At 39.7% G+C, this 15,180-nt stretch carries 14 protein-coding genes, 1 pseudogene and 1 riboswitch; of the genes and pseudogenes, 14 read left to right on the top strand and 1 reads right to left on the bottom strand.

The genetic code is table 11. From position 1 onward, the window contains the following. Nucleotides 1-6 precede the first annotated feature (6 nt). The 10 genes and pseudogenes from JOC74_RS21975 (at nt 7) to JOC74_RS22020 (ending at nt 9,613) form a co-directional block, all read left to right on the top strand. On the top strand, nt 7-855 hold the full coding sequence (locus tag JOC74_RS21975; RefSeq protein ID WP_053605662.1) for an ABC transporter ATP-binding protein: 849 nt from the start codon (nt 7-9) through the stop codon (nt 853-855). Next, nucleotides 852-1,559 (top strand): ABC transporter permease, encoded by a 708-nt coding sequence (locus JOC74_RS21980; protein ID WP_053605663.1) that lies wholly within the window; start codon nt 852-854, stop codon nt 1,557-1,559. The genes JOC74_RS21975 and JOC74_RS21980 overlap by 4 nt, the downstream gene beginning before the upstream one ends. Before the next feature lie 187 nt (nt 1,560-1,746). Next, a pseudogene (locus JOC74_RS21985) lies at nt 1,747-2,241 on the top strand (ABC transporter permease); the annotation flags it as partial. Nucleotides 2,242-2,347: 106 nt separating this feature from the next. Further along, nucleotides 2,348-3,397 carry an AI-2E family transporter gene (locus tag JOC74_RS21990; RefSeq protein WP_053605665.1) on the top strand — a complete coding sequence of 350 codons (1,050 nt, stop codon included), beginning with the start codon at nt 2,348-2,350 and terminating at the stop codon, nt 3,395-3,397. Between the two features lie 59 nt (nt 3,398-3,456). Then, a riboswitch (cyclic di-AMP (ydaO/yuaA leader) is annotated at nt 3,457-3,600 on the top strand. 82 nt (nt 3,601-3,682) lie between these two features. Next, nucleotides 3,683-4,930: a dicarboxylate/amino acid:cation symporter gene (locus JOC74_RS21995; RefSeq protein WP_053605666.1), complete on the top strand. Its 1,248-nt coding sequence runs from the start codon at nt 3,683-3,685 to the stop codon at nt 4,928-4,930. A gap of 208 nt (nt 4,931-5,138) precedes the next feature. Then, nucleotides 5,139-6,092: an ABC transporter ATP-binding protein gene (locus tag JOC74_RS22000; protein ID WP_053605667.1), complete on the top strand. Its 954-nt coding sequence runs from the start codon at nt 5,139-5,141 to the stop codon at nt 6,090-6,092. Next, nucleotides 6,070-6,837 (top strand): ABC transporter permease, encoded by a 768-nt coding sequence (locus JOC74_RS22005; RefSeq protein WP_053605668.1) that lies wholly within the window; start codon nt 6,070-6,072, stop codon nt 6,835-6,837. Before JOC74_RS22000 ends, JOC74_RS22005 begins: the two co-directional genes overlap by 23 nt. Nucleotides 6,838-6,959: 122 nt before the next feature. Then, the gene (locus tag JOC74_RS22010) at nt 6,960-7,298 is read left to right on the top strand and encodes a hypothetical protein (protein WP_053606216.1); all 339 of its coding nucleotides are present in this window, start codon (nt 6,960-6,962) and stop codon (nt 7,296-7,298) included. Between the two features lie 126 nt (nt 7,299-7,424). Continuing rightward, entirely contained in the window at nt 7,425-8,582 is a 1,158-nt protein-coding gene (locus JOC74_RS22015; RefSeq protein WP_053605669.1) for an acyl-CoA dehydrogenase family protein, read from the top strand. A 158-nt stretch (nt 8,583-8,740) separates the two neighbouring features. Continuing rightward, entirely contained in the window at nt 8,741-9,613 is an 873-nt protein-coding gene (locus tag JOC74_RS22020; protein WP_053605670.1) for a cation diffusion facilitator family transporter, read from the top strand. A gap of 14 nt (nt 9,614-9,627) precedes the next feature. On the opposite strand, the gene JOC74_RS22025 is transcribed toward JOC74_RS22020, so the two are convergent. Beyond that, nucleotides 9,628-9,948: a thioredoxin family protein gene (locus JOC74_RS22025; RefSeq protein WP_053605671.1), complete on the bottom strand. Its 321-nt coding sequence runs from the start codon at nt 9,946-9,948 to the stop codon at nt 9,628-9,630. 165 nt (nt 9,949-10,113) lie between these two features. Between JOC74_RS22025 and JOC74_RS22030 the strand changes: the two genes are divergently transcribed. From JOC74_RS22030 to cshA, 4 genes are all read left to right on the top strand, one after another. Further along, on the top strand, nt 10,114-11,205 hold the full coding sequence (locus tag JOC74_RS22030; protein ID WP_053605672.1) for a D-alanine--D-alanine ligase: 1,092 nt from the start codon (nt 10,114-10,116) through the stop codon (nt 11,203-11,205). A 68-nt stretch (nt 11,206-11,273) separates the two neighbouring features. Then, nucleotides 11,274-12,647, top strand: a complete 1,374-nt coding sequence (locus JOC74_RS22035) for a UDP-N-acetylmuramoyl-tripeptide--D-alanyl-D-alanine ligase (protein ID WP_053605673.1) — start codon at nt 11,274-11,276, stop codon at nt 12,645-12,647. A gap of 80 nt (nt 12,648-12,727) precedes the next feature. Continuing rightward, nucleotides 12,728-13,450: an alpha/beta hydrolase gene (locus JOC74_RS22040; protein WP_053605674.1), complete on the top strand. Its 723-nt coding sequence runs from the start codon at nt 12,728-12,730 to the stop codon at nt 13,448-13,450. Between the two features lie 226 nt (nt 13,451-13,676). Beyond that, on the top strand, nt 13,677-15,152 hold the full coding sequence (gene cshA, locus JOC74_RS22045) for a degradosome RNA helicase CshA (protein WP_053605675.1): 1,476 nt from the start codon (nt 13,677-13,679) through the stop codon (nt 15,150-15,152). Nucleotides 15,153-15,180 lie beyond the last annotated feature (28 nt).

The following is a 15,180-nucleotide window of genomic DNA, read 5'->3' on the forward strand; positions in this document are numbered from 1 at the left end:
ACAGAAATGGAAAATGTTATCGAAGTAAGAGAACTTGTTAAATCATTTGAAACCAAGATGGCTTTAAAAAATGTAAATTTTGAAGTGAAAAAAGGAGAAACAATTGGTTTCTTAGGACCAAGTGGTTCCGGTAAAACGACAACGATTAAAATTTTGACAGCCCAACTTCATCCAACAGCTGGAGAGGTTATGGTGTTCGGTCAACCAATCCAAAAATTAAAAGATCCGACTTTTATGAAGAGAATCGGAATCTTAACGGATAATAGTGGCCTTTATGAACGGCTTAGTATCTACGATAACCTTACATTATATTGTGATTTATATGATGTGGACAAAAGTAGAATCAATGAGGTTCTTGAATCTGTTAATCTAATACAAGATAAGAAGAAATCGGTTCAAAAACTATCAAAAGGGATGAAGCAGAGGATCACATTGGCAAGAGCTATCTTACATAAACCCGATCTTCTCTTTTTAGACGAACCAACTTCTGCCTTAGACCCAATCAATACAAAGCATATTCATGCGGGCCTGAAAAAATTGAATCAAGAAGGGACAACCATTTTTTTAACAACCCATGACATGCAAGAAGCAGAAGACCTTTGTGATCGAGTTGCGTTCTTGAATAACGGGGAGATCATGCTACTGGATACACCCCGAAATGTAAGAGCACAACAAAAAAACACAACGATTTCTCTTTTATTAAAAGGAAATCGTACAGTGGTTGTTGAGAAAGACGAAGAAGGAGCAAAGGAAATCTACCAATATATGAAAGATGGACAGATTCTGACGATTCATTCCAATGAGCCGACACTTGGAGACATTTTTGTACAATTAACAGGGAGGAACTTATCATGACTTTTTCTTTTAAACGAGTAAACGCCATATTTATAAAGGATTGGAAAGATTTGCAAAGAAATTCCTACGTCATCTTTACATTAGCAATCCCTTTAGTTTTTGCAGCTTTATTAGGTCGTATGAGTGAAGGAAATGGCGTCTTTAGCACCTATCCCATTAATCTTGCTCTTGTCATTGCAGGTGCTTTTATTCAAGCTGCAATGGTGGCAGAGGAAAAAGAGAAAAATACATTAAGAGGATTATTGTTATCGCCTGCTAGTATAGCTGAAATTTTTGTAGGAAAAAGTGCATTATCTGCTGTTATGACCATTGTTGTGATTATTGGCTCTGTCTTTTTATCGAACTTCAAGGTCCCATCACCTCCATTATTTGCAGTAAGTGTACTATTGGGTTTGGTTTTTTATATTGCGACTGGAACCATTCTCGGCTTGATTTCAAGAACCGTAATGGAAACAAGTATTATTGGAATGCCTGTATTAGTAGTCTTTGGGATGAGCTCTATGTTTAAATCAATGGTGGAAAATAAAACCTTCTTAAAGATCATCGATTATTTACCAAATGAGCAACTAAACACCATTTGGGTTGCCTTAATCAATGGAGAAGGCTTTAGTGGAATCATCGAAAATATACTTATACTCTTGGTGTGGGCAGCTATATCAATAGTTACTACGGTAGTTATTTATAGAAAACGTAGGATCGATTAAAATAACAAAGGATCAGAATATTGAATCAATTTCCTGCAATTGTATGTCCTATATACTATAGAATTCATAAACCACTTCAGAAAAAGAAATATGCTTTTCTTATTTCGCAATCGTACGTGATTGATGAAAAAACAAGTGGAAATGATTTAAACTTTATTTCAAGCTACACCTTTTACTTGCAGAAGAAAAAGAAAAACATACGTTAAAGGTATTAATGCTGTCTCCAGCCTCTGCACTTGAAGTATTAGCCGGAAAAGGAATCATTACTTTTTTGACCTCTTTGATTGTCAGCATATTATCTGTCGAAATCAGTGACAGAGCGGTTCATCATTATCCTGTTCTCATGCTTTTAATCTCCTTGACAACTATTTTTTTCATTGGATTGGGTACCTTGATTGGATTAATCAGCAGTAATGTCATGCAATCGTCGGTCATTGGATTGCCGATCATGTTCGTCTTTTTTATAGGATCGATTATAAAAGATGCAATTGATATTCAACCGATTGTAACAGTGCTTGAATGGCTCCCTTCTCGGCATCTTATCGACGGTATGAACCTGACAATGGCATCAAACCTTGGAAATGAAATCTATTCACACTTTCTAATCATAGCCGCATGGACAGTCGCCATACTATTAATCTGCCTGATAATATATAAAAAGAAAAAATTTGACGAAAACTGATGAAATTCTAAATATTTTTGCAAAGTTTTCTGCGCGAAAAGAGATTTTCGCGTCTTTTTATTATATAATTTTACTTATCTTGATGTATTTGACTGGAGTGTAATAAATGTCGGCAGCATGGAATAAATTTTTACAGCATGCGGGAGTAAGGCGATTTTTTGTTTTTCTTATCATAGCTGCTGTCCTTTATCTTTTTCGAGGAATGATGAATCTTATTTTACTCACGTTTATCTTTACTTTTTTGATGGACAGGCTGGAAAACGTAGTAAGAGGATTTCTTAACCACTTTTTAAAAGTGAGTCAAAAAGTGGTGATAACCAGTTTATATATTACGCTTGGCGGCTTATTGGCAATCGGAATCTTCAACTATTATCCTGTGGTCGCGGATCAAATCAAGCAGTTGGCAGATTTGGCGAAAGAACTGTCTGCTCGTCCAGAAGAGAATATTCCATTTTATTATGAGATCACCACTGTGTTTGGAGACGTGAATCTTTCGGGATATTTTGAAAAGGGGCTTAATTTTCTTTATACATACCTTGCTGATGTGAGTTCATTCAGTCTGCAAGTTTTTCTCTCATTAATTCTCAGTATGTTTTTCTTAATCGAAAAAGGCCGTTTGGTCGCTTTTATGCAAAAATTTAAAACGAGCAAATTGGCGATTTTTTATAAAGAGATTGCTTTTTTCGGTGGGAAATTTGTAAAGACGTTTGGAAAGGTATTAGAAGCACAATTTATCATTGCGATTGTAAATTGTGCTCTTACTACGATTTCTCTCTGGATCATGGGTTTTCCGCAGTTGTTCGGCCTGGCCGTTATGGTCTTTTTCCTGGGGCTGATTCCGGTGGCCGGAGTCGTCTTGTCCTTGATCCCTCTCAGTATTATTGCCTATAGCATCGGCGACTGGATCTATGTGTTCTATATGTTTATCGTTATTATGATCATTCATGCGATTGAAGCGTATTTTCTCAACCCGAAGCTTATGTCTGCAAAAACTGAGCTCCCTATCTTTATGACATTTATCGTATTGATTTTTTCCGAGCATTATTTTGGAATATGGGGATTGATAATCGGTATTCCCGTAGTTGTCTTTCTCTTGGATGTTCTTGATGTGACAAATAGCAGTACAGAGGAAACGGTCGGTGTTAACAAAAGTTGACATACTTGAAAAACTATTTACAAGATGGAAATAATGGTGTTTAATTATATTACAAAACTATACTACACTCGTTTAATCCTTTTTTGAAGGAATGGGGGACCCAAAATCATTACGGGGTGAATTTTTATACGTTTTATGTATAAAAACGGACATCTCTTCGTCCGAACCCGACAGCTAACCCCGTATACGTGAAGAGAGTCATATGTGGGATCTCTATGTCTGAATAGAGCACGAAGCCGCGAATGAACTCGTGGTTTTTTTTATTATTTTTTAGGAGGTAAATCTATGAAACTTGCAACAAGAATCATCATTGCACTTATTGTAGGTGCTATCGTCGGAATTATCTTGAACGTTTTTGCACCTCAAGCATTTGATGTGCTGGATCCATATTTATTTTCCCCTTTAGGCAAAATCTTTTTAAATTTGATTAATATGATTGTGATTCCAATCGTTTTCTTTTCGATTACTTTAGGAGTGGCGGGGCTTGGAGACCCAAAAAAATTAGGTCGGATTGGTGCAAAAACGATCTCCTATTTTCTATTAACCACTACTGTTGCAATTATTATAGGGCTTGTTCTTACGTTGTTGATCAAACCGGGTGAAGTGGGAAATATCACTCCTGAGAACGCAGGAAGCTATGAAGCAAAAGAAGCACCATCAACGGCTGAAACGCTTATGAACATTATCCCTAAAAATCCAATCGAGGCGTTCGCAAATGGAGACATGCTCCAAATCATTGTGTTTTCTATATTTATCGGGCTTGGAATTGCTATGCTCGGTAAGAAGACAGAAGGGCTGTTGAAAATTTTAGAGCAGGGAAATGACCTCATGATGTATCTTGTCGGTCTCGTTATGAAATTTGCTCCCTACGGTACATTTGGATTGATTGCTTCTGCAATTGGAAGCCAAGGCTTTAGCGCAATCCAAGCAATGGGACTCTATTTTATTGTTGTTCTTTTAGCCTTGATTATCCACATGGCTGTTACGTATGGTTCTACTGTTGCCGTATTAGGCAAGTTAAATCCGATTGCTTTCTTTAAGGGCTTTTCACCTGCTATGGTTGTAGCTTTCAGTACATCGAGCAGTAACGCGGTACTTCCGATGTCAATGGAAACTGCCCAAAAAAATTTAAAGGTGCCGAAATCGATAAGCAGCTTTGTTCAACCTTTGGGAGCAACCATTAATATGGATGGAACAGCGATCATGCAAGGTGTTGCAACAGTGTTTATCGCCCAGGTATATGATGTCAATCTGACTTTTGTGGAGCTTGTCACTGTTGTTCTAACTGCTGTTCTTGCAAGTGTAGGTACTGCCGGGGTGCCCGGAGTCGGTTTGATCCTGCTGGCCATGGTGCTGCAATCCGTCAATCTTCCTGTTGAAGGGATTGCACTTATATTAGGGATTGACCGCTTGCTTGATATGGCAAGGACTGCAGTCAATATTACGGGAGATGCTGCCTGCGCCGTTATTGTTGCTGAATCAGAGAAAAAACACGGAGTTACTTCTGAACAAAACGTTAATCAATCCTTCTAAAATATTCCAATGAATAAGATGGAGCTATCTACAGATGCTCCATCTTTTCCTTTTCATAGATGAATTAGAGTCGATGATGCGGATTTCCGTACACCGCCATAAAAAAGACCCTTTTGACATATCAAGCTCCAAATTGGAAACACCCTTTTAACCAGAAAAATGACTGTAAATGGTATACTATATACTAGAATGGGAGGGCTTTAAAGCAATGACAATCAAGCCGGTTTTAACGGTTAACAATATACATAAGAAAATCGGGAAAAAGAAGATTTTAGAAGAAATCAGCTTAGATGTTTATCCCGGAGAAATTGTCGGATTGCTGGGACCAAACGGCTCAGGAAAAACAACACTCATCAAAATTATCGTCGGTTTAATGGAAAAAAACGAAGGGACTATTTTAATTAATGGATTTCCTCTCAATCAGGAATTTGAGGAAGCTATCCGTTTTGTCGGAGCCATCATTGAAAATCCTGAATTTTATCAAAATATGACTGGGTATGAGAATCTCCAGCAGTATGCCGAAATGGCGGGCAACATTTCCAAAACAAGAATCGATGAAGTCGTAGAGCGGGTCGGATTAAGCCACGCGATCGACGATAAGGTGAAAGCTTATTCGCTTGGAATGAGGCAGCGGCTAGGGATTGCCCAGGGAATTCTGCATTCGCCCAGCCTGTTGATTTTGGACGAACCGACTAATGGGTTAGATCCCGCGGGGATGAAGGATTTCAGGGAGCATATAAAAGAACTCGCAAAACGTGAAAATGTCGCTATTCTCATTGCATCTCACCTTCTTAGTGAGGTGGAGGAGCTTTGTGATCGAGTCATCATTATTCAAAATGGAAAAATTAAGTCAACCGTAAGCTTATCGGAAAACCTTGAAACCGAACTTACTCTTCGTATGGAGCTTCGTCCGCAGGAGAATGCACTCAGCTGGCTGAGCGGCCAAGGTTTTGAAGCAGAAGCAAATGGAGATTTTCTCTTAGTAAAGGTGAAAAAAGAGCAAGTCCCCGATTTATGCCGAAGAATGTCCATTGATGGCATTGATATATTTAGTGTAATTCCTGTTAAACGATCACTTGAGGAAAGCTTTATCGATTGGACAACTGAAAACGTTATGCGCGAAAGAGAAGGGGAAGAGTATGAACAGACTGATTCGAAATGAGCATAAAAAGCTGTTCAAAAAAAGAATTGTAGTCGTAGCATTGATAAGTATGGCGGTCCTGCAATTTTTAATGGCGCTTTTTATCAAAAGGCTGTTGATGAGCGCGAGGGTTGAGGATCATTTTATTGGGTATTTTTCTTACGCTCCTAATTTAAACATAATATTGCAGCTTTTTTCAGTAGTTATTGCAGCGACGATCGTTTCATCTGAATTTGATAAAAGAACGATTAAATTTTTGCTAATACGTCCTGTGAAACGGTGGAAGATTCTTCTTTCTAAATGGACGACTTCTATTTTAGCCAGCATCTACCTTTTTATCATATATTATTCGTTGACACTTGTTTATGGATTGGTGTTTTTCGGGGTGAACATAGATGAAAGAGCGGGTGTTTTGTTTTCAAATACGCTTATCTGGATTGCTTCGCAATGGCTTGAAATTTTTATGATGATTGCTTTTGCTTTTTTATGCTCCGCTTTATTAAAAAACAGCGTATTTTCTTTAGTGGTTTCTTTTGTAGTGATATACATAGCCAAAACATTGGTAACGATTTTCGATGTGATGGAGAATCAGTGGGGAAAATTTCTATTGTTTGCCAATACTGATTTCAGGCAATACGCAGGCGGGGTAAATCCATTATTTGATGGGACAAGTCCTGTATTTTCAATTTTTATTATTGCCATTCATCTGATCACCTTTTTGACCGTGGCGTGGTGGAGTTTTTGTAAACGTGATGTGACTGTGTAAAATATGTCGATTAGGTGAAGAGAAATCTTGGCAATTTTGTGAAATTACTCACGAAATCAACTGCGTTCCCAAAATTTTATCTATAATTAAGAGGACCAAAGCGGGGGATGATAGATATGGATATGAGATATTTCATAAAAGCTTTGCCTATTTTGCTGCTGTTGTCGTTTTCTTTTGTGTCATTTGGTTTTCACTTTGACCATTTGGTTCTTTTCAGGCTGGCGTTGGGATGTTTTTCAATCGCAGGTTTGTACATGTTATACAAATTAAAAAATAATGAATTAATCTTTATGGTCTATTTGTATTCCAGCTGGGCTGTCTTGGCAGCGTTGGCAGCGATTGAAGAAGCTCTTTTTTCAAGCTTTTTCTTTGGCGGATTAGTAATGGCAATGGGGTATTTATCCTATATGCTGATATATTTATCGATGAAAAAAGACGGGCAAACTAGAGCCTTATCATAGATTTTAAGCCTGCTTTCTGTACTTGAAAGCGGGCTGTTTATTTTTTTCTAAGCTGATTTGTTGCAATCGGAAGGAACTTATCAATATAATACATAAAATTGACCGGGACAAATTGGAGGGATTGATGTGTCATCGTTGTTTATCAAAACAGAGAAACAGAAAAGATGGCTGGATATAATAGGAGAACTGTCGGATGAGTTTGAAAAACGTTCTGCCGAACATGATGAACAGGCTTCATTTCCTTATGAAAATATCCAAGCATTAAAGGAATCCGGCTATACTGCATTGCCTGTTCCAGAAAAAAACGAAGGGGAAGGACTCTCTGTTTATGACATGATTTTGTACCAGGAGCGGCTCGCCAAAGGAGATGCCGTCACTGCACTGAGTATCGGCTGGCATTTAAGTATTATGGGTGAACTCGCGGAAGGGGATATTTGGGAGAAAAAGGACTTTGATTTTATAGCAAAAGAAGTATTGCAGGGGGCACTCGTCAATCGAGCAGCGAGTGAAGCGCAAACAGGGAGTCCGACGAGAGGCGGCCGGCCCGGGACAACTGCGCAAAAAAAGAACAACTCGTGGATAGTAAACGGAAGAAAAACGTTTACGACGATGTCACCGGTTTTGGATTATTTCTTAGTCACAGCGTGGATCGACGAAGAAGACACGATTGGCGTCTTTCTAATTCATAAAGACACGAACGGTGTCAGCATTGAAGAAACGTGGGATGTTATTGCTATGAGAGGGACTGCAAGTCATGACCTTGTTATGGAAGAGGTCATTCTCGATGAGTCAAAGCTGGTCGAACGCTTGAATCATCCACGCGGAACAAAGGTAAATGGCTGGCTCTTACATATCCCGGCTGTATATCTTGGGATTGCCCAAGCAGCCAGAGACTATGCAGTGAAATTCGCGAATGTCTACTCACCGAATAGCTTGAAGGGACCGATCAAGGATGTTCCATCTGTACAAAAGCATATCGGCGAAATTGAGCTTGAATTAATGAAAGCACGGCATTTTCTTTATCACGTAGCCGAGATGTACGATGATCCTAAACAGCGCCCGAATATCGGACAAGAATTAGCTGCCGTTAAACACACGGTTACGAATACTGCTATTTATGTTGTGGATAAGGCAATGAGAGTGGTTGGGGCAAAAAGCCTTCAGCGTACAAATCCTCTGCAAAGATATTACAGAGATGTGCGGGCTGGATTGCACAATCCTCCAATGGATGATATTACGATCCAGAAGCTTTCGGCTCTTGCATTTGAATCGTTGGAAAAGTAAACATTCAAAAACTCGCTTCGGCGGGTTTTTATATTTTCTTTCCCGGGGAATAATTTGCTGTCGAATAGAATAAGATGCTGGCGGCGGAATTTTTTTAACTTGCAGAAAATACTCCAGCCTTCAATTATCCATACTAATGGACAAATGGAGGTTGTAAAATGAATGAGTCGACGGATTTAAAGACTGGTGAAAAAGGTGCCTGGATCAGTATATTTGCCTACTTGATTCTTGCGGCTGTCAAATTGATTGTCGGAATAACGTACCACTCGGAAGCGCTCCGTGCCGACGGATTAAACAATAGCACAGATATTATTGCTTCTGTTGCTATATTAATTGGGCTAAAGATTTCCCAGTATCCTCCGGACAGTGACCATCCATACGGACATTACCGTGCTGAAACTATTTCGTCTTTAATTGCGTCATTTATTATGATGATGGTAGGTTTGGAGGTACTGATTGAAGCCGGAAAATCGATTCTTCGCCCAAAAGAAGCCTCTCCCGGAATTGTTGCTGGATGGACGGCCGGCATTAGCGCTATATTCATGTTTGGAGTATATCTTTATATCAAAAGGTTGGCCGATCGAATTAACAGCCATGCCTTAATGGCAGCTGCAAAAGACAATTTCTCGGACGCGATTGTAAGCGTAGGAACATGTGTAGGGGTATTTTCTTCCAGGCTGCAACTTCCCTGGATCGATACTGTATTTGCGTTTATCATAGGGATCATTATTTGCAAAACAGCCTGGGATATATTCAGAGACGCGACCCATTCATTAACGGACGGATTTGACAGGAATGATCTTGAAGCATATCAACAATCGATTCAACGAATTGAAGGAGTACATAAGCTAACGGATATTAAAGCAAGATATTTGGGAAGTACAGTGCATTTAGAAGCAAGTGTGGTCGTTAATTCTGCATTAACAACAGAGGAAAGCCACAAAATTGCCGATGAGGTGGAAAACAAAATGAAACATGAACATGGTGTTTCACATGTTCACGTCCATATTGAACCGAGCGACATAAAATGAATTCTTTCTTCGAATTAGCTAAGGTGTTCAGATAAGAATCCAGTCACTTCATCTGGAGTTTTTGCATTTGCGCTGTGAAGATGGGCTGTTTTTTCGCCGTTTTTAAAAATCAATAGGCTCGGAATTCCCATCACTTGATACTTATCAGCAAGCTCAGGCAGCTCGTCTTTGTTTAGTTCATACCATTCATTTTCTTGATAAGTATCCATAATATCACCGATGAACATATTTAAACGAGTGCAATCAGGGCACCAATCGGCGAAAAATTTAATAATAACTTCTTTATGTGATGCAATAACTTCTTGAAACTGTTCAGTTGTGTTAATTTTTTTCAATGCTGACATCTCCTTTTCCATGCCATTCTAATATAAATTGGTTTGAAAATACATAAAAATGAACGGTTTTTAACTGGATTTTGAAAAGAATGAAATTAATTAGAGCAAATACCCATGAAAGTGATAATATAATAACGACGAATTGTTAGTAGGGGGAATTTGAAAGTGAAGACGAGATTAGGGTTGGTTTACGGAGGTAAATCAGCAGAACATAATGTATCATTACAGACTGCTCTCGCTGTCATAAAAGCGTTAAACACCGAAAAGTTTGAAATACACCCTATTTACATTACGGAACAAGGAGAATGGATAAGGGGGCCGCTTCTGTCTGAACCTGTTTCTAATGTAAAAATGCTGCAGCATGAACAAAATGGCGAAACGTTTGCACCGTCCGGGTTAAATCAAGAAATGTTTCCTATCCCGCAAAGCGAAAAAAGCAAAAACGCTTCCGTAGATGTTGTTTTTCCGCTCCTTCACGGCCCAAATGGTGAAGATGGTACGCTGCAAGGAATGCTCGATTTGTTAAATGTGCCTTATGTTGGGAATGGTGTGCTTGCTTCTGCTGCCGGAATGGATAAAGTGGTCATGAAAAATCTGTTTGCGCAGGCAGGATTGGAACAAGCGAACTACGTGTCCTTTATTAAAAAAGAATGGGAAAAATCAGATATTAAGTGCTATGAAAAAGTTGAAGCCGAGCTGGACTATCCTTGTTTTGTCAAACCGGCAAATCTCGGTTCGAGCGTCGGTATCAGCAAGTGCAGAAATAGAGCTGAATTGGTTGAAGCCTTTCAAGGTGCCTTTAAATACGATCGGAAAATCATCGTTGAAGAAGGAATTATTGGCAGAGAAATCGAATTGGGTATCCTGGGAAATGACGAGCCGATCTGTTCAGTACCTGGTGAAATCGCTCCGAAAACAGATTTTTATGATTACCGGGCAAAATATGAAGATGGAGATACGGATTTGATTATTCCTGCAGAAGTTACTGAGGAAGAGCTGCAGAAATTGAAAGAAATGGCAGTCAAGGCTTTCAAAGCAATTGACGGAGCAGGCTTAGTCAGAGCGGATTTCTTTGTAACAAATGATGGGAAAGTGCTCATTAATGAAGTTAACACAATGCCTGGCTTTACACCGTTCAGCATGTTTCCGTTGCTTTGGAAGCATACGGGAGTCGAATACCCCGAACTGATCGAAAGGCTTGTCGAATTAGCAATTGAGAGATATGAAGAAAAACAGCAAATCATCCACACATTTTAAAATCAAAGAGGCACTGTCATAAATGGCGGTGTCTATTTTCCATAATAGAGACGAGAGGAGCCCTTTCAATGATCGAACGTACAGCTAAGGAAATTGCTGACATGACAAATGGTACGTTGGGGGATACAGCTTATTATCAAAAGAAAATCACAGGGGTCACGACAGATACGAGAAAAATTGAAAAAGGCCAGCTGTTTGTTCCAATTTCAGGTGAAAATTTTAATGGGCACACATTTGCAAAGGCTGCGCTTGAAAAAGGAGCAGCCGCTGTACTGTGGAGTGCAGCTGAACCTGATCCCCCAGAGCACGGAGCAGTGATCGTAGTCAATGATACGTTAGAAGCACTGCAACAGCTAGCCTCTGCATATCGCAAATCCATTAATCCGAAAGTTGTCGGCGTAACGGGAAGCAACGGGAAAACGACGACAAAGGATATGATTTATTCGATTTTAACCACAGAATATCGTGTTCATAAGACCCAAGGGAACTACAACAACCACATTGGTTTGCCCTTAACCATATTAGATATGCCGGAGGAAACGGAAATCGCCATTTTAGAAATGGGAATGAGCGCAAAAGGAGAAATCGATTTTCTTACAAAGCTGGCAAAGCCGGATATCGCTGTCATAACCAATATCGGAGATTCGCATTTGCTGGATTTGGGATCGAGAGAAAATATTGCGGATGCTAAATTTGAAATTGCAAATGGACTTTCAAAGGATGGAGTACTCATATATACTGGAGATGAACCTCTCTTGGCAGATAAAGTGAAAAATGTTGCTTTTGCTTTGAAATCCTTTGGAGAAAATAAAGACAATTCTTATCAAATCAGCGAGATAGAGCTTGGAAAAGAAGGCACATATTTTAAGTTGCGAGATATTGAACAGCCGTTTTATATTCCGGTTCTTGGCAAGCATAATGTCAGAAACGCTTTAGCCGCAATAGCAGCAGCTAACGAATTTCATGTTGATCTTTCACGAATAGCAGAAGGGTTAACAAATCTAAAAATGACTGGGATGCGGCTGGAAATGCTTCAGATGTCTGATGGTCTTTCCATCATTAATGATGCGTATAATGCGAGCCCGACATCTATGCGGGCAGCTATTGATTTATTACAAGGAATGCAAGGATTTAGAAAAAAACACTTGGTACTGGGAGACATTCTTGAGCTGGGCAAGGATGAGAAAATGTATCATGAACAGATTGGAATGGAAATTGATTCAAGCCAAATTCAATTTGTATATACGTACGGCAAACTTGGTGAATATATTGCTAATGGAGCTAACGGGAATTTTCAAGAAGGCTGTGTAATGCATTTTGATGATAAAAAAGCATTGGCGAGAGAGCTTCAAAACAGGACAGCTCCAGAGGATATCGTATTAATTAAAGCTTCCCGCGGCATGAAGCTGGAAGACGTCATTTCACATTTGAAAATTTCTTGAGAAACTGTGATAAATTTGGCGGTTTTCTTGATATGACTGTGGGCATACTTTAAGAAAAGGTTTAGAATTGAGGCGGAACAATGATAGGGTGTTTGTGCATTCACGGGTTTACCGGGGCTCCTTATGAAGTGGAGCCGCTGGCCGATTATTTTAAAAAATCGACAGACTGGGACGTCCAAACGATCACACTTCCAGGGCATGGAGATACCCTTGCTCTAAAAGGGATTTCGTTTCAAGAATGGCTAGCTTGCGCTGAAATCGAGCTCGTCCGCATGCTGAAGCGATGTGATGAACTTTATATCATCGGTTTCTCAATGGGAGGAATGATCGCTGCTTATCTTGCAGCAAAGTATCCGGTAAAAAAACTTGTGCTTCTCAGTGCAGCCGCTCTCTATATTAATCCGAGGCAATTTATTGCAGACTTGGCTCACTTATGGAAGGATTCAGTAAGAGGCACTCTGGCTGAAAACATCATTTACTCCAGGTACAAAAAGAAATTTTTGAAGACCCCTATTTCTTCTGCGTTTCAATTTCAAAAACTTGTGAAAGCAACAAAACCGGCCTTAAAAAGCCTTGAATTGCCTGTGCTGATCGTCCAGGGAGAGTGTGATGCCATTGTTCCGGTTTCGAGTGCGCGTTTTTTATACAACACGATTCCTTCGTCGCATAAAGAACTGTATTTGATTCCTGATTGCAAGCATCATGTTTGTTTGGAAGAAAACGCAGGACAATTGTTTAAGCATGTAGAAAGTTTTTTAAATAAAGAATTCCAAAACGCACAATTTCAGCAGGCCAACTACTGACACGTCCAGAAGAACACTAGCTTTAGGTTTAATTCCAAATAAAATAAATAATAGCTGTGTGCCGTTTTTAATGGATATTGAAATACTTGTATCTAAATGGTAAGATAAAATGTAAAGTAATTCGGGCTTTGTATACAAACTGGACCTGTCCTTCTTTATAAAAAGGGCAGTTTTTATTGATAAAACTTGATTTACTGAAACAGCTATTAGAAGGAGTATGAATAAATTGACTATTACGTTTCAAGATTTTCAATTAAGTTCCGAACTCATGAAGTCAATTAACCGCATGGGTTTTGAAGAAGCAACACCGATTCAGGCAGAAACGATTCCATTGGGACTTGCAAATAAAGACGTTATTGGACAAGCGCAAACCGGTACGGGTAAAACTGCTGCGTTTGGTATCCCCCTTGTTGAAAAAATCAACACCGAGTCTCCTAATATTCAAGCCATTATTATTGCACCAACACGTGAATTAGCCATTCAGGTTTCAGAAGAGCTATATAAAATTGGACAAGATAAGCGTGTTCGTGTATTGCCAATTTACGGCGGACAGGACATTGGCAGACAGATACGCGCTCTTAAGAAAAATCCACACGTTATTGTAGGAACGCCGGGACGCTTGCTTGACCATATTAATCGCCGCACGCTTCGTCTTCAAAATGTGAACACCGTTGTTCTTGATGAGGCTGATGAAATGCTTAATATGGGATTCATCGAAGACATTGAATCGATCCTTTCGAATGTTCCAAGTGAGCATCAAACATTGCTTTTCTCGGCAACAATGCCTGCGCCGATTAAACGAATCGGCGAGCGTTTCATGACGAATCCCGAGCATGTGAAAGTAAAAGCGAAGGAAATGACAGTAAGCAATATTCAGCAGTTTTATCTTGAAGTGCATGAAAGAAAGAAATTTGACACTCTTACACGCCTTCTCGATATCCAATCTCCTGAACTTGCGATCGTTTTCGGGCGGACAAAGCGCCGTGTTGATGAATTAACGGAAGCTTTAAATTTAAGGGGTTACACTGCTGAAGGTATCCACGGAGATTTAACGCAGGCGAAACGCATGGTTGCCCTTCGTAAATTTAAGCAAGGAGCAATTGACGTTTTGGTTGCTACGGATGTAGCAGCAAGAGGTCTTGATATCTCAGGTGTAACGCATGTTTACAACTTTGACGTGCCTCAGGATCCTGAAAGCTATGTTCACCGCATAGGCAGAACTGGACGTGCGGGTAAGACCGGAATGGCCATGACTTTTATCACTCCGCGGGAAAAGGATATTTTACGGGCAATCGAGCAGACAACGAAACGTAAAATGGACCGCATGAAGGAGCCGACGCTTGACGAAGCGATTGAAGGGCAACAGCAAGTCACTGTAGACCGTCTTCGCCAGATTATGAGCGAAAATAATCTCAATTTTTATATGAGGTCTGCTGCTGAGCTTTTAGAGGATCACGATTCTGTTACAGTTGTTGCTGCAGCGATTAAGATGATGACGAAAGAACCTGATAGTACACCGGTTCGATTAACTGATGAAGCGCCTCTTGCCAGCAAGAGAAATAAAAGCCATCGTTCTTCCGGCCGCGGAGGCTATCGGGGAAAAGGAAAAAACAACCGATCTTCTTATGATAAAAAGCGTTCTTCAAATGATCGCAATCGCCAGTCTGGTGAGAGACGCCAAAAAAAATCATATAATAACTAACTCAAAAATGCGGACCTTTCCCAAAAAG

Source organism: Bacillus capparidis, assembly GCF_017832095.1.
GTDB lineage: Bacteria > Bacillota > Bacilli > Bacillales > Bacillaceae > Bacillus > Bacillus gobiensis.